The following is a 22,770-nucleotide window of genomic DNA, read 5'->3' as shown; positions in this document are numbered from 1 at the left end:
GACGGAAGGGCAGCGCGTGCAGGATTCCACAGGGGCCGGGCCGGAGTATCCGGGCGACCACGCCGTAACGGACGACTTCGGCCTGGCCGGGGTCCCGGACGCTTTCCAGCGCCTGTGGACCCCGCACCGGATGGCGTACATCAAGGGCGGCCAGCAGCAGTTCAAGAACCCTGACGACTGCCCGTTCTGTGCTGCTCCGGAGCGCGGGGACGAGGACTCCCTGATCGTGTACCGGGGACGGACCAGTTATGTGGTGCTGAACCTCTTTCCTTACAACCCGGGACACCTGCTGGTCTGCCCCTACCGGCACATTCCCGACTACACGGACCTGACGGTCGAGGAAACGGCGGAATTCGCCGAGCTGACCCAGACGGCCATGCGGGTGCTGCGCAAGGTCGCCAACCCGTCCGGTTTCAACCTGGGCATGAACCAGGGCGTCACCGGCGGGGCAGGCATCGCCGGGCACCTGCACCAGCACGTGGTGCCGCGCTGGGGCGGGGACGGAAATTTCTTCCCCATCATTGCCCAGACCAAGGCGATCACGCAGACCCTCGGCGAGGTTCGCCAGCAGGTCGCCGACGCCTGGCCGCAGGAAATGCCGGCGCCCCAGGAAGCAGCCGGAGAGAAGGATGCTTAACAGGCACGCCCGGGGGTTCTTCACCGCCCTGTTCTCCCCGGTTGCCCGCTGGCTGCTGCGGATCGGGGTGTCGCCTGACGCAGTGACGGTGGTCGGCACACTCGGCGTGGTGATCGGCGCTCTGGTGTTCTACCCGCTCGGGCAGCTCTGGTGGGGGACCCTCTTCATCACGGCGTTCATTTTCTCCGACGTCATTGACGGCATCATGGCCCGGATGCAGCACCGTGGCGGCAGGTGGGGCAACTTCCTGGACTCCACCCTGGACCGCGTGGCTGACGGCGCCCTGTTCGCCGGCCTGGCCGTGTGGTTCTTCACCGGCGGCGCCAACCCGCCCATCGCCATCGCGGCCATTGTCTGCCTCGTGCTGGGCATGGTGGTCTCTTACGCGCGCGCCAAGGCCGAAGCCCTGGGCTTCCACGCCAACGTCGGCATCGCCGAGCGTGCCGAGCGGCTCGTGTCCGTGCTGGTGGTCACGGGATTCACGGGCCTGGGCCTGCCCGTCGTCGTGCTTTTCGTGACCCTGTGCCTCCTCGCGGCGGCAAGCCTGGTAACAGTGATCCAGCGCATCGTGACGGTCCACCGCCAGTCGCTGGCGGAACCCGAGGGCACCACCCCGGAACGGGCCGGCTGACCACGCCGCACGGCGCTAGGGCGGACGCGCCGAACGCCCGGCCCTGCGCGGGATCCGGCAGCTGTAACCCGAATTCTGCGGCGCCACGGCCGGGGGATAGTATTAGTTTTACCGGCCAATGGATCCGGTAATCCGGTGTGTGCGAGACACGGCATGAACGTGCCGTCCGCGCCCCGGCGAGGTCATCTATCTACCCATAGGGGTTTTTGTGTCTACACCTGATGTAAGCAGCGAAGCCGGCGCGTCCGCGAAGAACGTCACGGGCAGCAACCGCGTGAAGCGCGGCATGGCGGAGATGCTCAAGGGCGGCGTCATCATGGACGTCGTCAACGCCGAGCAGGCCCGCATCGCCGAAGACGCCGGTGCCGTGGCCGTGATGGCGCTGGAACGCGTTCCGGCCGATATCCGCGCCCAGGGCGGCGTGTCCCGCATGTCCGATCCGGACATGATCGACAAGATCATCGCGGCCGTGTCCGTGCCGGTCATGGCCAAGGCCCGGATCGGCCACTTCGTCGAGGCGCAGGTCCTACAGTCCCTCGGCGTGGACTACATCGACGAGTCCGAGGTCCTGACCCCGGCCGACTACACCAACCACATCGACAAGTGGAAGTTCACCGTTCCGTTCGTCTGCGGTGCGACCAATCTCGGTGAGGCCCTGCGCCGCATCAACGAGGGCGCGGCGATGATCCGGTCCAAGGGCGAGGCCGGCACCGGCGATGTCTCCAACGCCACCACGCACATGCGCCAGATCCGCGCCGAGATCCTCAAGCTCGCGGCCCTGCCCGAGGACGAGCTCTACGTCGCGGCCAAGGAACTGCAGGCCCCGTACGAACTGGTCAAGGAAGTCGCCGCCACCGGCAAGCTCCCGGTGGTGCTGTTCACCGCCGGCGGCATCGCCACCCCGGCCGACGCCGCGATGATGATGCAGCTCGGCGCCGACGGCGTGTTCGTCGGCTCCGGCATCTTCAAGTCCGGCAATCCGGCCCAGCGCGCCGCCGCCGTCGTCAAGGCCACCACCTTCTACGACGACCCGGACGAGATCGCCAAGGCCTCCCGCGGCCTGGGCGAGGCCATGGTCGGGATCAACGTCGACGAGATCCCGCAGCCGCACCGCCTCGCCGAGCGCGGCTGGTAACACCAGCAGGCATCAACCTCGGCGGCGGCCGGTCACCTTCCCAGGTGGCCGGCCGCCGTCGTTCCCCATCGATTGCTCCGCAACTGCCCTTATGAGGGTCGAAAAGGGCGTCTACGGAGCAATCGATGACGGGTCAGTCCAGGCCACGGCGCTTGAGGAGCGGCTCGAGCTGGGCGTCGCGGCCGCGGAAGGTCCTGAATGACTCCAGCGGGTCGCGGCTGTTGCCGCGCGAAAGCAGCTCAGCGCGGAAGAAATTGCCATTGGCCCGGCTGAGGCCGCCGTTTTCCTTGAACCATTCCACGGTGTCGGCGTCCAGGACTTCGCTCCAGATGTAGGAGTAGTAGCCGGCCGCGTACCAGCCGCCGGCAAAGATGTGCTGGAAGTAGCCGGTACGGTAGCGCGGCGGGATCAGGCTGTGCGCGACGCCGGCCGCTGCCAAAGCTTTCGCCTCGAATTCAACCGCGTCCTCCGGGATGTCGGAGCCGTCCAGCACGTGCCACGCCAGGTCCAGCAGGGCAGCGCCAAGGTATTCGGTGGTGGCGAAGCCTTCGCCCCAAAGCCGTGCGGCGTTGAGTTTGTCCACGGTGTCCTGCTGCAGAGGCTCCCCGGTGGCATGGTGCCGGGCGTAGTTGGCCAGGACCTCGGGCCACATGATCCACATTTCGTTGACCTGCGACGGGTACTCCACGAAGTCCCGCGGCACGTTGGTGCCGGAGAACCGAGGATACGTGACGGCGGAAAACAGGCCGTGCAGGGCGTGGCCGAACTCGTGGAATGTGGTGCGGAGTTCGTCCAGCGTCAACAGGGTGGGCTCGCCGGCCGGCGGCTTGGAGATATTGAGGTTGTTGATCACCACGGGTCGGGTGTTCAGCAGCCCGGACTGTTCCACGAGGGAATTCATCCACGCACCGCCCCGCTTCGTGTCGCGGGTGTAGTAGTCGCCCAGGAACAGGCCCAGGTCCGTGCCGTCGGCATTCTTCACCTCCCAGACGCGCACGTCCGGGTGGTAGCCGGCGAGGTCGGCGCGTTCGTGGAACGTGATCCCGTACAGGGCGTTCGCCGCGAAGAACACACCATCGTTCAGGACCCGGTCCAGCTCAAAGTACGGGCGCAGGGCCTGCTCGTCCACGGCATAGCGCTCACGCTTGACCTGGGCCGAGTAGTACGCCCAGTCCCAGGCCTCGAGCGGGTGGCCGGCGGCTTTGGCCAGCGCCTCAGCCTCGGCATCGGCGTTGCGGACGGCGGCCGGGGCCAGCCGGCTCATCATGGCCTGCACGGCCTGGAAGTCCGGTGCCGTCTGGCGGTCCACACTGAGCTCGGCGAAGTTCGCGAACCCCAAAAGGTTGGCCTTCTCGGCGCGGAGCCGGACCATGTCCTTGACCAGATCGAGAACATCGAAGCTGCCGCCGTCGCTGCCGCGGCCAATCGAGGCCTCGTAGAGCCGCCGGCGGACATCCCGGTTCGCCAGGGCGGCCATGGCGGGCTGGTTGCTGGGCTGGATCAGGGTCAGCAGGAACTTGCCCTCATGCCCGGCGGTGCGGGCAGCCTCGGCGGCGCTGGCGACGTCGTCGGCGGGCAGCCCGGTGAGGTCGGCGGCGTCGTCCAGCAGGAGGGCAGCGGACTTCATGCCTTCCTTGACCCGCTGCCCGAACTCGGTGCCAAGCCGGGAAAGCTCGGCGTTGATGTCTTTGAGCCGTTCCTGCCCGGCGTCGTCGAGCTGGATGCCCGAGGCACGGAACTCCTTGAGGTATTCCTCCACGAGCCGGGCGGACTCCGCGTCCAGGACGGCAGTGTCCAGCGCAGCGAAGCGTTCGTAGAGACCGCGGTTGAGGTAGACGGCGTCCTGGTGGGCGGCAAAGAGCGGGGACAGGCGGGTCTCGAGGTCCTGGATGGCATCCGAGGCGTCCGCGGAAACGAGGGTGAAAAACGACGCGGCGGCGCGTTCCAGGAGCCGGCCGGAGCGTTCCATAGCCAGGGCAGTGTTTTCGAAGGACGGGGCCGCGGGGTCGTCCACAATGGCCTGGATTTCGGTAAGGTGCTCGGCCAGGCCCGCCTCCACGGCCTCGGCGTAGTGCGCGTCCTCTATGTCCGCGAAGGGAGGCAGTCCGTAGGGGAGGGTGCTGGAGCTCAGGAGGGGATTGGTCATGAAGTGACTCTTTCATGCACGGCCCGGGTTCTCAACGATCACTTTGGTGTTTTGTGCTGGCGCCGGTTTGTGCTGGCGCCACCGTAGGATGGGGACCTGTGGGACCGGCGGTACATGTGGAGACGGAGCATATGGAGACATTGAACGAACGACGCCGGGCCGTCGCCGTGCCCGGTGCGGAGCTGGCCGTCTACGAGTTTGGCCCGGAACCGGGCCCGGGCGTATCAAGCCTGCTCCTGGTGCACGGCTACCCGGACGATCATCGGGTGTTCCTTCCGGCCATCCGCGAGCTCGCGCAGACGCATCACGTGGTGGCCTATGACACGCGGAACGCGGGCGCCTCCGCCGTCCAGGGCCCGGGCGGGGACTATTCGCTGAATGCCCTCGTGGACGATGCCTTCGCCGTCCTGGCCGGGGTCGGCGCCCGGGCGGTCCATCTGGTGGGGCACGACTGGGGGTCCATCCAGGGCTGGGCCGTCATCCAGGACCCCAGAGCCGGCAGCAGGATCGCCCGCTACACCAGCATTTCCGGCCCGGACCTGGGACATTTCGCCCGCTGGATCCGTCGGCGCGTCCGGAAGCCGGGGGCCTGGCAGCAGTTGGGCGGCCAACTCCTGCGCAGCTGGTACATCGGAGCGTTCCTCGTCCCGGTCCTGCCGGAGGCCGCCTGGCGGCTGCTCCTCACCCCGCGCTATGAGAAGACGGCCAAGCGCGACGTCGGCAACGATCCGGTCCGCGGACTGGCCCTGTACCGCAGCAACTTCCGCTTCAACTTCCGCCGTCCGCGGAACCGGCCCGCCCCAAACCGGGTGACCATGCCCGTCCATGTGGTGGTGCCGCTGAAGGATCCGTTCCTCGCGCCGGCCCTCGTGGAGGGGCTCGAAACGTGGGTGGACGATCTCACAGTGACTAGGGTCGACAGCGGCCATTGGTGGCCGGCCACCCGGCCGGCAGAGTTCGCGGCCTTGCTGCGGCAGCCGCAGACGACGCCGTAAGCCGGGGTTGTGGTGGCGCGGGCAGCCTGGTTGGACCAGGCAGTGCGGAAGGGGGAATTCCGCAACGGGATGGAATACCTGACGTGGGGCCGAGGCGCCAAGTCCCTGCTCTTCGTCCAGGGCGGTCCGGGGAGCTTCGTGCCGCAAGGGGTGCTGCGCGGATTGTTTCGGCGGGAGTTTGCCGCCTACCAGGAGGCCGGCTACGCGATCTGGATTGTCACCCGACGGCGGAACATGCCGGGGACCCACACCAGCGCCGACATGGCGGACGACTACGCGGAGTTGATCGCCGACGAGTTTGGCGGCCGGGTGGACCTGGTGGTGGCCGAATCATTCGGCGGGATGATTGGCCAGTACCTGGCAGCCCGCCATCCACAGTCCTTCGGGCACATCGCCATGGTGGTTACTGCGGCCGAGCTCAGCGCCTGGGGAAAGGACGTGGACGAACGGATGGCCGCCGCCGTTGCCGCCGGAGACTCAAACCGCGCCGGGACAGTCCTGGCCGAATACTTCCTACCAGGCCCGCGTACCCGCTGGCTGCGGGAACTGCTGGGACCCGTCGTCGGCCGACGGGTGCTCGGCAACTCCGGCTGCCCCGGCCCGGACGTGCTGACGGAGGCGCGGGCCGAGTTGGCATTTGATGCGCGGGCGGTGCTGCCGCTGATCCGTCCGCCCGTCCTGTTGCTCTGCGGCGGCCGGGACACGTTTTTCCCGCGGGCCGTGGCGGAGGAGACCGCGCGACTGATTCCGGACTGCACCCTGATCGTCTATGAGCGGTGGGGGCATGTCCGGACGGGATCCAGCCGGCGGGTGCCGCGTGACGTCCTGGCCTTCGTCCGGAGCCGGTAGTGGCGGGCTGGGCCGCTCCCTCAGGCGTCGGCGCCCTCAGCCGCCAGCCGCTGGCGGCAAAGAGTTACCCGGCGTCGAGGCGCAGGGTCATGAAGACGCTGTTGGGATCCCGCTCGTAATCGGCAAACGGCGGGCACTCCACGAATCCGTGCCGCCCGTACAGCCGCCGCGCGGGGGCGAAAAATTCCTGGCTCCCCGTTTCCAGGAACAACCGCCGGTACCCGCTGCGCCGGGCCTCCGCCAGGAGGTGGCGGAGCAGGGCCGAGGCAACCCCGCGCCCGCGCGCCGCTTCCGAGGTCCGCATCGACTTGATCTCGGCGTCGCCGGGAGCCACGCGTTTCAGCGCCGCGCAGCCCAATAGCCGCGAGTCCTCCCGGGCCGTCCAGAAGCTGATGCCCGGACCGGCCAGTGCCGCGGGGTCAAGGGCGTGGACGCTCTCAGGCGGGGAGGTCGCGTACATGTCGGCGAGGTGCTCGCCCAGAAGCTGCAGGACGTCCTGGCGTTCCGGGGTGTCACGCCCGATCAGGACCGTGCCGCGAGGAGTGCCTGCCAAGGGAGTCAGCGGGGCCGGCGGGCGGCGTGCTCACGCGCCAGCACCGCGTAGGAGTCATCCGGGGTGCCCGGCGTGAAGCTGCCGTATTTGCGTTCGACGGCGGTCCGGATCAGGAAATCCGCGAGGGCCGGATTCTTGGGCAGCAGTGAGCCGTGCAGGTAGCTCGCCACGATGTTGTTGTAGCGTGCGCCTTCCTGGCCCTCGGTGCTGTTGTTGCCGGTGCCTTTGGCGGTGGTGCCGAGCGGTTGGACGCCGGGTCCCAGCGTGGTCTGGCCGCTGTGGTTCTCATAGCCCAGGATGCTGCCGAACTCGGGGGAGGCGACGGTGACGTTGCCGATCAGGCGCTCGTCGGTGCCGTGGGTCTCGACATCCAGGATGCCGATGCCCGGCAGGACCGAGCCGAGCCGGGTCTTGAAGAATTTCCCGAACAGCTGGTACAGCCCGCAGATCACGAGCATCGGCGTGCCGCCGTCCGCCAGTTGCTTCAGCGTCGACTCGCGCGAGAGGAGATCGTCCTGGATGACGAGCTGGCCGCTGTCCTGCCCCCCGCCACCGACAATAAGATCGACGTCCGCCGGGAACTCGTCGCCCACGTTGTATTCGAGCAGTTCCGGAGTGTAGCCATGCCAGCGGAGCCGCTGAGCGAGAACCAGGGCGTTGCCCCAGTCGCCGTAGATGTTCATGTCCCGCGGATAGAGCTGCAGGACCCGGATGATGCCCTTGCTCGGGGCCGCGGAGTGTTCGGGCGGAAGCTCGTGCCCGAAGGAGGGCTCGTGCGGGGTTTCGGGGGACCGGGGGGTCATGAGACCACCTCCACTGTGGTGATTTTGGACAGCTCGCGGCGGATGGCGAGCATCGCCGTGTAGGTGCAGAAAATCCTCTTCGGCTTGCCCTGGCCGCCGCGGATGAACGCCGCCAGCGCCGGCGCGATCTCGGTGTCGACGGCGCCGATGGCGACGTCGTCGTACTGCAGCCGCAGCGCCATGTCGTACGCTCGGGAACCAGTCAGCTGGTCCACGCCGCCGTCGCGGAGGGTGTCGAATTCGACGTCCCAGAGCCAGGACATGTCCCGGCCGTCCGCGTAGTTGTCATTGATCGCGATCATGGTGGCGTACCCGGCGGCCGGGAAGGATTTCAGCCCGAGACGGAAACCGCTGGGGTTCTTGACCAGCACCAGCTCCAGCGGCAGGCCATCGACCACCAGGCTTTCGCCCCGGCCGAACGCCGGCGCCACCTTGGACAGCGCCGTGAGCAGGCCCGCCTGGTCGGTACCCGTGCCGCGGGCACCCGAGATCGCCCGCGCCAGGGTCAGCGCTGCGGCGGCGTTGAAGATGTTGTAGACCCCGCGCAGCAACATGGGCGTGGTGACCGTCGCGCCGTCGTACTCGAAATCGGCGTCATCGGCGCCTACCCGGCGCAGCACGACGTCGGCGGCCTCCCGGGCGGGGGCGGCCGGCACCGGGCTCCCCGGGGCGGTGCGCATGTCGTCGTCGTTGGGGAAGGTGCTCAGCAGGGAATCGTCCAGCCCGAAGTAGAGCACCTCCGGCCCGTCCACGCTCTGGGCGATCCGGGCGACGCGGGGGTCTTCCCGGTTCAGGACCACGGTCCCGGTGGTCTTGGAAGCGATGTGCTGGAGCAGCTCGGCGGTCTTGTCGATCTCGCCGAAACGGTCCAGCTGGTCGCGGAGGACGTTGAGCAGGAGGCTGTAGCGCGGCGGGACCTTGTTGACGAAGTGCACCGCATGCGCCTCATCCAGTTCCAGGACCGCGACGTCGGCATCGAGCCGGCCCCGCCAGTCCACCTCGCCCAGGAGCGCCGCGGCCACGCCGCGGGTGAAGTTGCTGCCGGTGCGGTTGGTGAAGACCTTGAGCCCCTGGCTCTCGAGCAGCTCCACCACCATTTTTGTGGTGGTCGTCTTCCCGTTCGTGCCACTGACGACGGCGACCCCCAGCGGCAGCGTGGACAGTGTCCGCTGCATGAAACCGGGATCGATTTTTTCGACCACAAGCCCGGGAAGGGCCGAGCCTCCGCCCCTGAGCCGGGAGACCCGGCGGACGAGCTTGCCGAGCGGAACGCTGAAGTAAAGCATGCTCTGTAATATATCCCAGCAGAGGCATGGAACCCGGACGCAGTGCGCCGGTGCATGCGATCTCCATGCGTACCGCGCAGGCGCAGCGCATTATGCTGTGGGGATGACCACCCCCTCTTTCCTCCCTGAATCCCGCGTGGGTTCGGGCCTCCGGATTGGCGTCCTGGCGCTCCAGGGCGATTTCCGGGAGCACCTGCACGCCGTCGAAGCCGCTGGTGCCACCGGCGTCGGGATCCGCCGCCCCGCCGAACTCGACGGCTTGGACGGCCTGATCATCCCCGGCGGCGAATCGACCACGATCGACAAGCTTTCCAGGATCTTCGGGCTCCGGGATCCACTGCGCGAACGCATCCAGGCCGGCCTGCCCGTCTACGGCTCGTGCGCCGGCATGATCCTGCTTGCGGACCAGATCGCGGACGCGGCCACGGACCTTGCCGGCAACCCGCAGCAGACGTTCGGCGGACTCGACATCACCGTGCGCCGCAACGCCTTCGGCCGGCAGCGGGAGTCCTTCGAGACGGACCTTGATTTCCGGGGGCTCGACTTCAGCGCCGCCGGCGGCGTCGTGGCACCCGTCCATGCCGTCTTCATCCGCGGGCCCTGGGTTGAGCGCGTCGGGGATGGCGTGGAAGTCCTCGCCCAGGTGGAACCGTCTAAAGCCGGCCACCCCGAATCTTTGGACGGGACGGCTAGAATTGTTGCTGTGCGTTCCGGCAAGCTGCTGGCCACCTCCTTCCACCCGGAAGTGACGGGGGAGAAGCGCGTGCACGAACTGTTTATTCGAATGATCAGAGGAGAAGCGTAAAGCATGTCAGGCCACTCCAAATGGGCGACGACCAAGCATAAGAAGGCCATCCTTGATAGCCGCCGGGCCAAGTCGTTCGCCAAGCTGATCAAGAACATCGAAGTCGCCGCACGCATGGGCGGCCCGGACCTTTCCGGCAACCCGAGCCTGGAACTCGCCGTCACCAAGGCCAAGAAGACTTCGGTACCCGCTGACAATATCGACCGCGCCATCAAGCGCGGCGCCGGCCTCACCGGCGAGGTCGTCGACTACACCGAGATCATGTACGAATGCCGCGGCCCGCAGGGTTCCGCGCTGCTGATCGAGTGCCTCACGGACAACAAGAACCGTGCCGCCTCCGAGGTCCGGCTCGCCATCTCCCGCAACGGCGGCACGATCGCCGATCCGGGTTCGGTCAGCTACCTCTTCAGCCGCAAGGGTGTCGTCTCGCTGCCGAAGAACGGCCTGAGCGAGGACGACGTCCTGATGGCAGTCCTCGACGCCGGCGCCGAGGAAGTCAAGGACAACGGAGACACCTTCGAGATCCACTCCGAGCCGACCGACCTCCAGGCCATCCGCGACGCGCTCAAGGAAGCCGGAATCGATTACGACACTGATGAGGCCGAGTTCGTGCCGTCCATGCAGGTGCCGCTGGACCTGGATGCCGCCAAGAAGTTCATGAAGCTCGTGGACGCCCTGGAAGAACTCGACGACGTCCAGAACGTCTACAGCAACGCCGACCTCAGCGACGAAGTGCAGGCCGCACTGGAAGCCGAGTGACACGCTCACCTAACCGTGATTTCGAGGCCCGGTCTTGACCCTGCGCGTCTTGGGGGTTGACCCGGGCCTCACCCGTTGCGGGATCGGCGTCGTCGACGTCGAGAAGAACCGGCGGGCCACCATGGTGGCCTTCGGCGTCGTGGGAACCTCCCCCGAGGAGAGCCTGGACCAGCGGCTGCTGGTCATCGCCACCTCCATCGATGAATGGCTGGACCAATACGAACCCCACGTCCTCGCCGTGGAGCGGGTGTTTTCCCAGCTCAACGTCAGCACGGTCATGGGGGTGGCGCAGGCGTCCGGCGTGGTAATTGCCGCCGCCGCGCGCCGCGGCATCCCGGTGGCCCTGCACACGCCGTCCGAAGTCAAGGCCGCCGTCACAGGCAGCGGAACGTCGAACAAGGACGCCGTGACCAAACTGGTAACGAAGATCCTCCGGCTGGATGCGCCCCCGCGCCCGGCCGACGCCGCCGACGCTCTGGCGCTGGCAATCACCCACGCCTGGCGGTCTGGCAGCGGCACTTCCACCAAGGATGCAGTGACGACGGGGCCTGGCAGCCAGTCCCTCACACCGGCCCAGCGGGCATGGGCGGACGCGGAAGCAAAAGCGCGCCGTGCGCGCTGAACGTCTGCTGCGCTTGCTAGGGTATTCGTAGATATGTTCGGATAGCCGGCTTGCCATCTTTATGCGGCCGGCTGCAGACCCAGGAGCCCGGCCTTGATTAGTTTTCTTCGCGGAACCGTAGCGCATGTTGGCCTGTCCTCCGCCGTGATCGACCTGAACGGTGCCGGCATGAGCGTCAACGCCACGCCGCAGACCCTCAGCGGGCTCCGCGTGGGCGAGGAAGGGAAGCTTTTCACCTCGCTGATCGTGCGGGAGGACTCGCTGACCCTGTTCGGCTTCGCCAGCGACGACGAGCGGGAAGTGTTTGACGTGCTGCTCAGCGTCAGCGGCGTCGGGCCCCGCCTCGCCCTGGCCGTTCTGGCCGTTCACGAACCGGAAGCCATCCGGGTGGCCGCCCACTCTGGCGATGGCAAGGCCTTCACGAAGGTCCCCGGAATCGGGCCGAAGGTGGCCGGCCGTATCGTACTGGAACTCGCCGGCAAACTCGTGCCGCACGGCACCGCCGGTGCGCCCGGCGCGCCGCTCCCTTTGGCTTCCGCGGAATCCGTCTGGAAGCCGCAGGTCGTCGCCGCGATGACAAGCCTCGGCTGGTCCGAAAAGGACGCCACTGCCAGCATCGAGAAATCCCTGGCCGATTCCCCGGACCTGGCCGAGAACGGCAACGTGGCCGAAATCCTCCGCGCAACACTCCGCTGGCTGGGGCAGGACGGTGCCCGCGCCGGTAACCGGGTAGGCGCGCGTGGCTGAGCAGTCGATTGTTGCCGGGGGAGAGGAACCGGAGGAGCGCGTCATTGAAGCCGCCCTTCGGCCCAAGAACCTGCACGACTTCGTGGGCCAGCACCGGGTCCGCAAGCAACTCTCCCTTGTCCTGGAGGCCTCGCGCATGCGCGGCCGCAGCGCGGACCACGTGCTGCTCTCCGGCCCTCCCGGCCTCGGCAAGACCACGCTGTCCATGATCATCGCCGCCGAGATGAACGTCCCGCTGCGGATCAGCAGCGGCCCGGCCATCCAGCACGCGGGCGACCTCGCGGCCATCCTGTCCTCGCTCTCTGAAGGCGAGGTCCTGTTCCTGGACGAAATCCACCGGATGTCCCGGCCGGCCGAGGAAATGCTGTACATGGCGATGGAGGACTTCCGCGTCGACATCGTGGTCGGCAAGGGCGCAGGCGCCACAGCCATTCCGCTGGAGCTGCCGCCCTTCACCCTGGTCGGTGCGACCACGCGGGCCGGACTGCTTCCCGGGCCGCTGCGGGACCGCTTCGGCTTCACCGGCCACCTGGAGTTCTACTCCGTCGAGGAGTTGGAACTGGTCCTGCGCCGGTCCGCAGGCCTGCTGGACCTGAAGGTCAACTCGGCGGGATTCAGCGAGATCGCCGGCCGGTCCCGGGGCACGCCGCGCATCGCCAACCGGCTCCTGCGCCGGGTCCGCGACTGGGCGCTCGTGCACGGTATCGAGCAAATTGATGCCCGGGCGGCGTCCGCGGCGCTGGACATGTACGAGGTAGACAAGCGCGGCCTGGACCGGCTGGACCGTGCCGTCCTGGAAGCCCTCATTACCAAGTTCGGCGGTGGGCCCGTTGGCCTGTCCACCCTCGCGATCGCCGTTGGCGAGGAGACGGAAACCGTGGAGACGGTCGCCGAACCCTACTTGGTGCGCGAGGGGCTGCTGGGCCGGACGCCGCGGGGCCGCATTGCCCTGGCGCCGGCGTGGACTCACTTGGGTTTCGCTGTTCCGGCCGGTGTCTTCGGGCAGGATCCGCTGGCGTTGTTCCAGGCTGATGAGCTGGGAGAGGGTCCGCAGGGCGAGTCCAGCGGGGATCTCGGTGAAGAAACCGGTCCGCAGTGGATTCGAAACGGCCGCTAGCACCGTTCCTTCAGCTTTTCCCTTTAGACTGGAATGACGCTCGGCACGTTCGGGTTTTGTTTCCGTGGGCGGAGGGCAAGTAGCCGCCGGCGGCTGGGGATGGTCTCTCTGTCAGCTTGCTGTGCAGACTCCTGCCCGCGCCGCCCGGAGCAAACGGACGTTGCTGAAAAACAGCTATGCAAGTACAGAACGGAACAATCCCTGTGTTCGGACTTATTTCTGCCCAGACCCAGCCGCAGGCCGGCGGCGGCATCGACATCATGACGATTCTCCTGTTCGTCCTGCTCGGACTCTTCGTCTTCATGATGTTCCGCCGCAACAAGAAGACCCAGCAGCAGCAGGCACAGCTCCAGTCCAAGTTCGAGCCCGGTGTCGAGGTCATGACGAGCTTCGGCCTGTTCGGCCGGATCGTCGCGATCGACGAAGCGGAGAACAAGGTCACGCTGGAACTGTCCCCGGGCAACACGGCCACCGTGCACCGCCAGGCCGTCACCAAAATTGTGGAGCCGGTTGTCGCAGCCGAGGAGCCGACAGTGGTTCCCGACGACGCGTCCTCGCTGACCGCCGACAAGCTCAGCGCCGAGGAGACGGACGGCACCGCCCCCCTCCGCGACGCGCCCCGCAACGAAACTCCCGAGGAAACCTTGCGCCGACTCAATGACGAAGGCAAGAAAGACAGCTAGTCTGCCTACCTGAGCTATCCCGCGAAGCAACGGTTGCGGGCATCCGCCGGCGGGGGCCCAGAGCCCGCGCCGGCGGATCCGCCGCAAATAGAAGAAAGATCGACAATGGCACGAACTGGCCCCAAAAACTCAGCCATCAGGATGCTGGTCTGGCTTGGCGTACTCATCGCCGCCATGACGGCTGTCCTGGCGGGCGGCACCATTGCCGGCCAGGCCAGCTGGGCTCCCAAGCTCGCCCTGGACCTGGAAGGCGGCACCCAGATGATCCTGGCGCCCAAGGTTGAGGGCGGTTCGGGCATCACCGAAGACCAGCTGAACCAGGCCGTGGCGATCATCCGTCAGCGCGTGGACGGCTCCGGCGTCGCGGAAGCGGAAATCAGCACGCAGTCCGGCCGCAACGTCGTGGTCAGCCTGCCGGGAACTCCCGCCAAGGAAACCCGCGCCCTGATCCAGGCCTCCGCCGACATGAACTTCCGCCCCGTGATCCAGACGGGCGCCGGCGCAGCTGTCCCCGAGGCGTCCCGGACCCCGGAGGACCAGCTGCCCAAGCCGACGGCCGCGCCAGCGAACAGCAGCGACGAGAACTGGATTACCCCCGAGGTCTACAAGCAGTTTGAGGCACTTGACTGCGTCAATCCTTCCCAGGACAAGCAGCAGCGCTCAGACCCGACCAAGCCCCTGGTGACCTGTGAGCCCGCGACAGCGAATTCGCCGGCCATCAAGTACATCCTCGGTCCGGTCGAGGTGAAGGGCTCGAACATCAAGTCCTCCTCGTTCCAGCTGCAGCGCGGCGCCCAGGGTGCCGTGACCAATGAATGGGCCGTCAACATCCAGTTCGACGACGCCGGCACCGCCAAGTTCAAGGAAGTCACCGAGCGCCTGTACCAGTTCTACGCCGCCGGCGGCGGCCAGAGCGGCTCGGACCCTAAGGCCCAGTTCGCCATCGTCCTGGACGACCAGGTCATCTCCGCCCCGCGGTCGCTCGCAGTCATCACCGACGGCCGGCCGCAGATCACCGGCGGGTTCACCGAAGAATCCGCCAAGGCCCTGTCCGACCAGCTGCGCTTCGGTGCCCTGCCGATCAGCTTCGAAATCCAGAGCGAACAGCAGATCTCCGCGACCCTCGGCGGAGAGCAACTGCGCATGGGTATGCTTGCCGGCCTGATTGGTCTGCTGCTGGTGGTGGTCTACTCGCTCTTCCAGTACCGGGCCCTCGGCCTGGTGACCGTGGCATCCCTCGTGATCGCCGGCGTGCTGACGTTCCTGGCGATCGCGATCCTCGGCTGGACAGAGAACTACCGGCTGTCCCTCGCCGGCGTCGCCGGCCTGATCGTGGCCATTGGCCAGACAGCGGACTCGTTCATCGTCTACTTCGAACGCATCCGTGACGAGCTCCGTGAAGGCCGCGGCCTGGTCTCGGCCGTGGAGAACGGCTGGAAGCGGGCCAAGCGCACCATCCTGGCCTCCAAGGCCGTTAACCTCCTCGCAGCCGTGGTGCTGTTCTTCGTGGCAGTGGGCAACGTCCGCGGCTTCGCGTTCACCTTGGGCCTCACTGCGATCGCCGACCTCATCGTCGTCTTCATGTTCACCCACCCGACGCTGCAGCTGCTGGCCCGCACCAAGTTCTTCGGCGAAGGCCACAGGTTCTCGGGCCTGGACCCGAAGCGCCTGGGCGCGGTCCCGCTGTACCGCGGAGCCGGACGGGTCCGCACCCCGGAGGACAAGCCCGTGGTGGTGCGCGCGAAGAACACCGGCGCCGCGGCCGAGGCCGAGCGCCGGATGACCATCGCAGAACGCCGCCTCGCCGAAAAACAGCAGGAACAGGCACAACAGGCACAGCTCGCCGGTACCTCCAAGAGCGCGTCCAAGGAGGGCAAGTAAATGGTCAACTTCTCAACGTTCGGCAACGAGTTGTACACGGGCAAGCGCTCGTACGACTTCGTCGGCTACAAGAAGATCTGGTTCCTGATTGCCGGGATCGCCGTCGCCCTCTCGATCCTGATCCCGATTGCCAAGGGTGGTTTCAACCTCGGCATCGAATTCCGCGGCGGCTCCGAGTTCACCGTCTCCAACGTGAAGACCACCGACGCGGCCCTCGGCGAAAAGGCCGTCCAGGCAGTCGTGGCGGGGTCCGTGCCACGTGTGGCAAATGTCGCCGGCACCACCATGCGCATCCAGACGGACAAGCTCAGCGACGACGAAACCCTGCAGATCAAGGAAGGCCTCACCACGGCCTACGGTGTGACGGATAACGAAGTCACTTCCACCTTTGTCGGTCCCACCTGGGGCGCGGACGTCACCAAGCAGGCACTGATGGGCCTGGCCATCTTCGTGGGCCTGGCTGCAGTCCTGATGGCGCTGTACTTCCGGACCTGGAAGATGTCGGTCTCGGCGCTCGTCGGCATGGCCGTCACGATGTTCATTACCGCCGGTGTTTACGGCCTCAGTGACTTCGAAGTAACGCCGTCGGCCATCATCGGCTTCCTGACCGTGCTCAGCTACTCGCTGTACGACACCGTGGTGGTGTTCGACAAGATCCGCGAGAACACCTCGGACATCCAGGCCTCCACCCGGCGGACCTTCGCCGAAGAGGTCAACCTCGCCATCAACCAGACCCTGGTACGGTCCATCAACACCATGGTGGTGGCGATCCTCCCGGTCGGCGCGATCCTCTTCATCGGTGCCGGGCTGCTGGGCGCCGGAACCCTGCGGGACCTGTCCCTGGCGCTGTTTGTGGGCATCCTGGTGGGCACGGCGGCTACGATCTTCATCGCGGCCCCGCTGTACGCCGCGCTGCGGCAGGGCGAGCCTGACCTGCTCAAGCAGGCCAAGCGGGTAGAACAGCGGCGCGCCGAGACGGCAGCCAAGACCACGTCGCCGGCGTCGTCGGCCACGGCCTGAGCGCAGGCACCAAGCCGCTGCCGTGATACCCCGGTGACGCCGGGACCAGTGCCTTGACCGTCCTGAGCGGACAGCAGGCGGGCCGGAGACCGTCCTTTGCGACGGACTCCGGCCCGTCGTCGTATCACGGCCGGTTATCGAAGTATCCTGCTGCGGGAATACACTTGAATAATTGACCGGTCGCGAGAGGTGCTCCATTGGAAGAACGTTCGACGCCGGTGCCGGAGGCACCAGCGGACAAGGGCCAAGGCCAGGGTTCTCAGACTGACCTTGTGGTTCCCGGACGCCCCAATGTTCCCGTGCCCGTTGACAGTTCCGGCGCCCGGCCGACGTTTCCGGGCCGGCGCGAACGCACAAGGTCACGCCTTGCCCGGCTGACGGGCCGCGGCGCTCCCGCGTACTCCCCGATTCTTGAGCCGTTGCTGCGCACGGTCCGTGCCAACAACCCCAAAGAGGACTTCGACCTCATCCAGCGAGCCTTCGTCGTCGCCGAGCGTTGCCACCGGGGCCAAAAGCGCAAGAGCGGGGACCCGTACATCACGCACCCGGTCGCGGTTGCCACCATCCTCGCCGAGCTTGGCCTCAGCGGCACAACCCTGGCCGCGGCCCTGCTGCACGACACCGTCGAAGACACCTCCTACACGCTGGCTGACCTGAAGTCCGAGTTCGGCCCGGAAGTTGCCATGCTGGTGGATGGCGTCACCAAGCTGGACAAGGTCAGTTTCGGCGAGGCAGCCCAGTCCGAGACCGTGCGCAAAATGGTCGTCGCCATGGCCAAGGACATCCGGGTCCTGATGATCAAACTCGCCGACCGGCTCCACAACGCCCGGACGTGGCGCTTCGTCTCCGCGGAATCCTCGGCCCGCAAGGCGCGCGAAACCCTGGAAATCTTCGCACCCCTGGCCCACCGGCTCGGCATGAACACCATCAAGTGGGAGCTGGAGGATCTGTCCTTCGCCGCGCTGTATCCGAAGGTGTACGAGGAAATCGTGCGCATGGTGGGGGACCGGACCCCGGAGCGTGAGAAGAACCTGGCCGTCATCCGCAACCAGATCACCGAGGACCTGCGCGCGGCGAAGATCAAGGCCACAATCACCGGACGGCCCAAGCACTACTACTCGATCTACCAGAAGATGATCGTCCGCGACAAAGACTTCGACGACATCAACGACCTCATGGGCGTCCGCGTCCTGGTCGACTCGGTCCGGGACTGTTACGCGGCCCTGGGCGCCATGCACTCGCGCTGGAACCCCCTGCCCGGGCGGTTCAAAGACTATATCGCGATGCCCAAGTTCAACATGTACCAGTCGCTGCACACCACGGTGATCGGTCCGGGCGGCAAACCGGTCGAAATCCAGATCCGCACCCATGAGATGCACCGGCGCGCCGAATACGGCGTGGCCGCGCACTGGAAGTACAAGGACCAGCCGAACCGGACGGCCGCCGGTCCCGGAAGCCCGCGCGACGGCGACATGGGCTGGTTGCGCTCCCTCGTGGACTGGCAGCAGGAAACCTCGGACCCAGGCGAGTTCCTGGACTCGTTGCGGTTTGAGATCAACGCCCGCGAAGTGTTCGTCTTCACCCCCAAGGGCGAGGTCATGGCCCTCCCGGCCGGATCCACCCCCGTGGACTTCGCCTACGCCGTGCACACCGAGGTGGGCCACCGGACCATCGGCGCCCGCGTCAACGGCAAACTCGTCCCGCTCAACAGCGAACTGAACCACGGCGACTGGGTTGAGATCTTCACCTCCAAGGCCGAAGGCGCCGGGCCCAGCCAGGACTGGCAGCACTTCGTTAAGAGCGCCCGGGCCCGGAACAAGATCCGGCAATGGTTCAGCAAGGAACGCCGCGAGGAAGCGATTGACCGCGGCAAGGACCTGCTGACCAAGGCGATGCGGAAGCAAAACCTCCCGCTGCAGCGGCTCATGACCCACGACGCCCTCGCGGCGATCGCGGAAGACTTCAAATATGCCGACATCTCCGGGCTCTACGCCGGCGTGGGCGACGGGCACACCTCCGCGCAGTCCGTCATGGAACGCCTGGTGGAGAGCATCGGCGGGAACGAGCACCCGGACGATGCCCTCGCCGAGGTCTCCATCCCCACCCAGGTCACCAAGGCCCGTTTCTCCGACTCCGGTGTTGTTGTCCGCGGCGTGGACGACGTCTGGGTGAAGCTGGCCCGGTGCTGCACGCCCGTCCCGCCGGACCCGATCCTGGGGTTCGTCACACGTGGCTCTGGCGTCTCTGTGCACCGGACCGATTGCACCAATGTGAGCGGCCTGATGGACCAGCCGGACCGGATTGTGGAAGTGGACTGGGCACCCACGCAATCCAGCGTGTTCCTTGTGGAGATCCAGGTCGAGGCGCTAGACCGCAAGTCGCTGCTCTCCGACGTCACCCGGGTGCTTTCGGAAAACCACGTCAACATCCTGGCGGCGAGCGTCCACACGTCCACTGACCGGGTGGCCATCTCCAAGTTCGCCTTCGAGATGGGCGACCCCAAGTACCTCAGCCACGTGCTCAGCGCTGTCCGCCGGATTGACGGTGTTTTCGACGTGTACCGCACCACCGGAAACCGCCGCCGCAGCTGACCCGCCGCGGCTGGGAACCACAGGTGTCCTAGCCTGCGTTCGGGGCCTCTGGCTGTGCTGCGAGGGCGGCGAGCTTGGCCAGCGCCGCCCGTTTGTGGGGCAGGCGCGGGCTCGCGTCAACGGCGAGCCGGAGCAGCCGGAGGCGCACACCCAGTTCGGGCCGGCCCAATAGGGCCCTCAGGGCCGGCACGGCCCGGTCCGCATCCACGTGCAACGCTATGTCCTGGGCCGTGCGCAGCGGGCTGGACACCATCAGGCCACCCATGCTGACGACGTCGAACGGTCCCAACCGAACTTCGTGGAACGTGCAGCCGCGCACGGACCTCAGGCTCGAAATCCGCCGGTTGGCGTCAACCAGCAACGCAAGACGGTCCGGCTCGGCTGCGCAACCGTAGATCCACGCCGCGGTCATCCGCCCCGCCACCACGCGCTGCCGGATCGCCGGCGCCACCGCAAGGGACGCGGCGCGGGCACGCAGCTGCGGACTGGCGTTGGCGCCAGGTGCCAGGTAGCCGCGCTGATAGAGCTGCGTGAGCACGCCGTCGGCGGCCATGGCCTGCAGCTCCGGCCAGGAGAACAGGGCGCCGGGGGAGTAGAGCTCGCAAGGCTCAGGCCCCCGCGCAGGCGGCCCCGGAACAGCAGCGGGGGTGCGGGGCGTGAGTACCATTCCGCCATCGTTGCCCGTTCCGCGGGCATAGAACAGGCCCCGCTCCGGTCATGTGGATAAACCGAAACGGGGCCTGGACAGGCTTGCTGCTGTGCCCTGGGGCTAGGAGAGTTCGCTCGCCGAGCGCTCGAGCTGCTCCAGCCAGGCCTGGCGTGCCTCAAGGGCCTCCCGGGCTGCCTTGATCTTGCGCTCATCGCCAGCCTTCTCCGCCTTGGACAGGTCCTCCTTGAGACCGGCAATGGCGGTTTCGAGCTGGGTCAGGGCGCTGTTGGTGCGTGCCTTGGTCTCCGGGTTGGAGCGCTTCCAGTTTTCTTCCTCGGCGTGGCGGACGGCGTCCTCCACCTTCCGCAGGCCGGCCTCGATGCGGCCCATGTCCGCGCGCGGAACCTTGCCGGCTTCTTCCCAGCGGTCCCGGATGGACTGCAGCGCCTTCTTGGCGGCCGCGAGGTCCTTGATCGGCAGGAGCTCGTTGGCCTCCACCAGGAGTGCTTCCTTCACCACGAGGTTCGCACCGTATTCCTGGTCGATCTCGTCGTTAGCTGCCTGCCGGTTGGTGAAGAAGACGTCCTGCGCGGCGCGGAAGCGGGCCCACAGAGCGTCGTCGTCCTTGCGGCTGGCGCGCGGTGAGGCCTTCCACTCGTCCATCAGGCGGCGGTACTCGCCGGCGGCATATCCCCAGTCGGTCGAGGAGGAAAGGGCCTCGGCTTCGGCGATCAGCTTCTCCTTGGCGGCCTTGGCTGCCGAATTGTTGCTGTCCAGCTGCGAGAAGTAGGCGCGGCGGTGCCGGTCGAACACCGTGCGGGCGGCGCGGAACCGCTTCCACAGCGCGTCCTCGTTGCTGCGGCCGAGCCGGACGCCGCTCTTCTGCGCGGTCTTCCAGCTCTCGAAGAGTTCGTTCATCCGCGCGCTGGAGGTCTTCCACTGGACCTGCGCGGGATCGTGGCCGGCGATTTCCTCGGCCTCGGCCACGATGGCCTCACGGGCGGCAAGCTCAGCGGCACGGACGGCATCGTGTTCGGCCTTCTCGGCCTTCTCGAGCTCGCCGATCTGCGTCACGAGTGCGTCCAGGCGGGCCTCGGCGGAGCGGAAGTCACCCACCATGTTGCGCTCGGCGAGCTGCTCGCGCAGGTGCGTGACGGTCTTCTGCATATCCGTGGTGGGCGCCTTGGAGCCCACGCGCTGTTCAAGCAGGTCGATCTGGGCGACGACGTCCTCGAACTTCCGGGCGAAGTAGCCCAGGGCCTCGTCGGCGCTGACGCCCGGGTACTGGCCAACGGGATATTCCGTGCCGTCAACGGTCAGGAAGACGTGGCCGTCACCTTCAACGCGGCCCCAGCGGGCTGCCTCCGCCAGCGAGGCTGCGGAGGACACGGCTGCGGGCGCGGGGGCCGGGGCAGCAGCAGAGGGCTTGGCCTTCGGCCGGGCAGCAAACGCTGCCGGGCTCGGCGCGGGCCGAGCGGGCGGCGCGGGAGTGGGCGACGGCGACGGGGCAGCAGCGGCCCCGGCATCGGCAACAGTCTCAGGAACAGCCTCAACCGCAGGGGCGGCTGCCGTCTCTGCCGGAGTTTCCGCCGGTGCGGTCTCTGCAACGGCCTCTGCAACGGCCTCGGCCGGCGCCTCGGCCGACGGTGCCGTGGTTGGCTCCGCGGGCTCGGCTGACGCTGTGGGCTCCGCGGATTCGGCGGCGTCCTCGCCTGCCGCGGCTGGGGCTGCGGATGCTGCGGTGTCGCCGGCCGCATCTACTGCAACGCCGGCACTCTCGGCTGGGGTTGCCTCGGCTTCGGTTTCGTTGGCAGCTGCTGTTGCCAATGTTTCGTCGGATTTCTGACTGTCTGTCACCGCTAGAAGTCTTTCGCTTGGAGGGAAATACCGGGACCACGGCCTTCAGGGCCGCGGCTGGTCACTTCAGTGAGAACGAGTCTATCGTGACTGGTTCCACAGGTGCGCCGTCGGTGGCGTTGTCGCCAGGCTTCAGTCCGGCGGCGGCAATGCCGCCCACCACATCGAGGCCGGACGTCACCTTGCCCACCACCGTATAGCCGCCGGCGGCATCCGCCGGAATGACGGTGTCCTTGTACACAATGAAGAACTGGGTGCCGTTGCCGTTGGCGTTCCCGCTGGTCCGGGCCACGGCGATCGTGCCGGCGGGGTACTTATTGTCCGGCGGGGTGTTTTCCAGCGGGCCCCACGTGTAGTTCGGGTCGCTGCTGCCGTCCCCGGCCTTGGACCCGCACTGGAGCACGCCGAACGTCTCGGCCGTGGTCAGCCGGTGGCAGCTGACGCCGCTGTAGAAGTTTTGGTCGGCGAGGGACTTGAAGACCGCCGCAGCCTGCGGGGCCTTGGTGCCGTCGAGCTCGACGCCGAGCGTGCCGCGGTTCAGCTTGAGCTCACCCGTGAAGGTCTTGCCCGCGGCGGTTTCCGGCTTGGGGATGTTCTCGGCATTCGTGGGGGCAGCTGTCGGTGTGGCGGACGCCGAAGGGCTCTGCAAACCCTCCTGCGCGGCCGCGAACTCTTCTTCGCTCGGGTTGGATGCGAAGGCCGTGAGCTGCAGGACCAGGGCCAGGCCAATCGCTGCTGTGCCGGCGCTGATGGCGAGGACGTTGTCGCGCTTGCGGCGCTTGTCCTGGTCCCGGCGCAGGCCGCGCCTGGCCTCCATCTGCTGGACGCGCCGCTTCGCCTCACGTGCGCTGCGTGAACTGGCCGCCAATGGTCCTCCTGGTTGTATGGCCGCGGCCGTGACGGGCCGGAGGCGCCATCGCGGCAGCGGCAGCAAGCTGCCGGCAGTCCCGCCAGGCCAGCTCCGTTGGAAGAAGCGGGCGCCGAACGCATAAACTGACTGCCGC

The 22,770-nt window shown here is 67.3% G+C and carries 21 protein-coding genes; 14 read left to right on the top strand and 7 right to left on the bottom strand.

From position 1 onward, the window contains the following. Positions 1–16: 16 nt before the first annotated feature. From ACFVTM_RS07395 to pdxS, 3 genes are all read left to right on the top strand, one after another. The gene (locus ACFVTM_RS07395; protein ID WP_390202739.1) at positions 17–637 is read left to right on the top strand and encodes an HIT family protein; all 621 of its coding nucleotides are present in this window, start codon (positions 17–19) and stop codon (positions 635–637) included. Then, positions 630–1,268, top strand: a complete 639-nt coding sequence (pgsA, locus tag ACFVTM_RS07390) for a phosphatidylinositol phosphate synthase (RefSeq protein ID WP_390202738.1) — start codon at positions 630–632, stop codon at positions 1,266–1,268. Before ACFVTM_RS07395 ends, pgsA begins: the two co-directional genes overlap by 8 nt. Positions 1,269–1,476: 208 nt before the next feature. Continuing rightward, positions 1,477–2,403, top strand: coding sequence for a pyridoxal 5'-phosphate synthase lyase subunit PdxS (gene pdxS, locus ACFVTM_RS07385; RefSeq protein WP_390202737.1), 927 nt, complete (start codon positions 1,477–1,479; stop codon positions 2,401–2,403). Positions 2,404–2,536: 133 nt separating this feature from the next. On the opposite strand, the gene ACFVTM_RS07380 is transcribed toward pdxS, so the two are convergent. Then, positions 2,537–4,549: a M3 family metallopeptidase gene (locus ACFVTM_RS07380; RefSeq protein ID WP_390202736.1), complete on the bottom strand. Its 2,013-nt coding sequence runs from the start codon at positions 4,547–4,549 to the stop codon at positions 2,537–2,539. A gap of 131 nt (positions 4,550–4,680) precedes the next feature. Here ACFVTM_RS07380 and ACFVTM_RS07375 point away from each other — a divergent pair, with 131 nt between their 5' ends. Both ACFVTM_RS07375 and ACFVTM_RS07370 read left to right on the top strand, forming a co-directional pair. After that, on the top strand, positions 4,681–5,544 hold the full coding sequence (locus ACFVTM_RS07375; RefSeq protein ID WP_390202735.1) for an alpha/beta fold hydrolase: 864 nt from the start codon (positions 4,681–4,683) through the stop codon (positions 5,542–5,544). A 42-nt stretch (positions 5,545–5,586) separates the two neighbouring features. After that, positions 5,587–6,393, top strand: coding sequence for an alpha/beta fold hydrolase (locus ACFVTM_RS07370; RefSeq protein WP_390202734.1), 807 nt, complete (start codon positions 5,587–5,589; stop codon positions 6,391–6,393). Positions 6,394–6,457: 64 nt separating this feature from the next. On the opposite strand, the gene ACFVTM_RS07365 is transcribed toward ACFVTM_RS07370, so the two are convergent. The 3 genes from ACFVTM_RS07365 to ACFVTM_RS07355 are packed head-to-tail and all read right to left on the bottom strand — an operon-like array spanning position 6,458 to position 9,035. Then, positions 6,458–6,946: a GNAT family N-acetyltransferase gene (locus tag ACFVTM_RS07365; RefSeq protein ID WP_390202732.1), complete on the bottom strand. Its 489-nt coding sequence runs from the start codon at positions 6,944–6,946 to the stop codon at positions 6,458–6,460. A gap of 5 nt (positions 6,947–6,951) precedes the next feature. Then, on the bottom strand, positions 6,952–7,749 hold the full coding sequence (locus ACFVTM_RS07360) for a type 1 glutamine amidotransferase (RefSeq protein WP_390202731.1): 798 nt from the start codon (positions 7,747–7,749) through the stop codon (positions 6,952–6,954). Next, positions 7,746–9,035: a MurT ligase domain-containing protein gene (locus tag ACFVTM_RS07355; RefSeq protein ID WP_390202730.1), complete on the bottom strand. Its 1,290-nt coding sequence runs from the start codon at positions 9,033–9,035 to the stop codon at positions 7,746–7,748. The genes ACFVTM_RS07360 and ACFVTM_RS07355 overlap by 4 nt, the downstream gene beginning before the upstream one ends. Before the next feature lie 103 nt (positions 9,036–9,138). Between ACFVTM_RS07355 and pdxT the strand changes: the two genes are divergently transcribed. From pdxT to ACFVTM_RS07310, 9 genes are all read left to right on the top strand, one after another. Further along, a complete protein-coding gene (pdxT, locus tag ACFVTM_RS07350) occupies positions 9,139–9,840 on the top strand; it encodes a pyridoxal 5'-phosphate synthase glutaminase subunit PdxT (protein ID WP_390202729.1) in 702 nt (233 codons plus the stop codon). 3 nt (positions 9,841–9,843) lie between these two features. Continuing rightward, positions 9,844–10,599 carry a YebC/PmpR family DNA-binding transcriptional regulator gene (locus ACFVTM_RS07345; protein WP_390202728.1) on the top strand — a complete coding sequence of 252 codons (756 nt, stop codon included), beginning with the start codon at positions 9,844–9,846 and terminating at the stop codon, positions 10,597–10,599. Between the two features lie 34 nt (positions 10,600–10,633). Continuing rightward, complete coding sequence (gene ruvC / locus ACFVTM_RS07340) at positions 10,634–11,221, top strand: crossover junction endodeoxyribonuclease RuvC (RefSeq protein WP_390202727.1); 588 nt, start codon at positions 10,634–10,636, stop codon at positions 11,219–11,221. Positions 11,222–11,314: 93 nt separating this feature from the next. After that, a complete protein-coding gene (ruvA, locus tag ACFVTM_RS07335) occupies positions 11,315–11,968 on the top strand; it encodes a Holliday junction branch migration protein RuvA (protein WP_390202726.1) in 654 nt (217 codons plus the stop codon). Continuing rightward, positions 11,961–13,085: a Holliday junction branch migration DNA helicase RuvB gene (ruvB, locus tag ACFVTM_RS07330; protein ID WP_390202725.1), complete on the top strand. Its 1,125-nt coding sequence runs from the start codon at positions 11,961–11,963 to the stop codon at positions 13,083–13,085. The genes ruvA and ruvB overlap by 8 nt, the downstream gene beginning before the upstream one ends. A gap of 260 nt (positions 13,086–13,345) precedes the next feature. Then, complete coding sequence (yajC, locus tag ACFVTM_RS07325; protein ID WP_390202825.1) at positions 13,346–13,768, top strand: preprotein translocase subunit YajC; 423 nt, start codon at positions 13,346–13,348, stop codon at positions 13,766–13,768. 105 nt (positions 13,769–13,873) lie between these two features. Next, a complete protein-coding gene (gene secD / locus ACFVTM_RS07320) occupies positions 13,874–15,649 on the top strand; it encodes a protein translocase subunit SecD (protein WP_390202724.1) in 1,776 nt (591 codons plus the stop codon). Then, positions 15,650–16,669, top strand: coding sequence for a protein translocase subunit SecF (gene secF, locus ACFVTM_RS07315; protein ID WP_390202723.1), 1,020 nt, complete (start codon positions 15,650–15,652; stop codon positions 16,667–16,669). It abuts the gene before it with no gap. A gap of 272 nt (positions 16,670–16,941) precedes the next feature. Beyond that, on the top strand, positions 16,942–19,260 hold the full coding sequence (locus tag ACFVTM_RS07310; protein WP_390202824.1) for a RelA/SpoT family protein: 2,319 nt from the start codon (positions 16,942–16,944) through the stop codon (positions 19,258–19,260). A gap of 28 nt (positions 19,261–19,288) precedes the next feature. On the opposite strand, the gene ACFVTM_RS07305 is transcribed toward ACFVTM_RS07310, so the two are convergent. The 3 genes from ACFVTM_RS07305 to ACFVTM_RS07295 all read right to left on the bottom strand — a co-directional run bounded on the left by ACFVTM_RS07305 (position 19,289) and on the right by ACFVTM_RS07295 (position 22,634). Beyond that, complete coding sequence (locus ACFVTM_RS07305) at positions 19,289–19,927, bottom strand: hypothetical protein (protein WP_390202722.1); 639 nt, start codon at positions 19,925–19,927, stop codon at positions 19,289–19,291. 102 nt (positions 19,928–20,029) lie between these two features. Then, positions 20,030–21,766: a DUF349 domain-containing protein gene (locus tag ACFVTM_RS07300; protein WP_390202721.1), complete on the bottom strand. Its 1,737-nt coding sequence runs from the start codon at positions 21,764–21,766 to the stop codon at positions 20,030–20,032. 61 nt (positions 21,767–21,827) lie between these two features. Further along, positions 21,828–22,634, bottom strand: coding sequence for a peptidylprolyl isomerase (locus ACFVTM_RS07295; protein WP_390202720.1), 807 nt, complete (start codon positions 22,632–22,634; stop codon positions 21,828–21,830). Between the last annotated feature and the right edge of the window lie 136 nt (positions 22,635–22,770).

This window comes from Arthrobacter sp. NPDC058130 (genome assembly GCF_042884475.1).
GTDB lineage: Bacteria > Actinomycetota > Actinomycetes > Actinomycetales > Micrococcaceae > Arthrobacter.
This window is presented reverse-complemented; position numbering and strand designations above follow the sequence as displayed.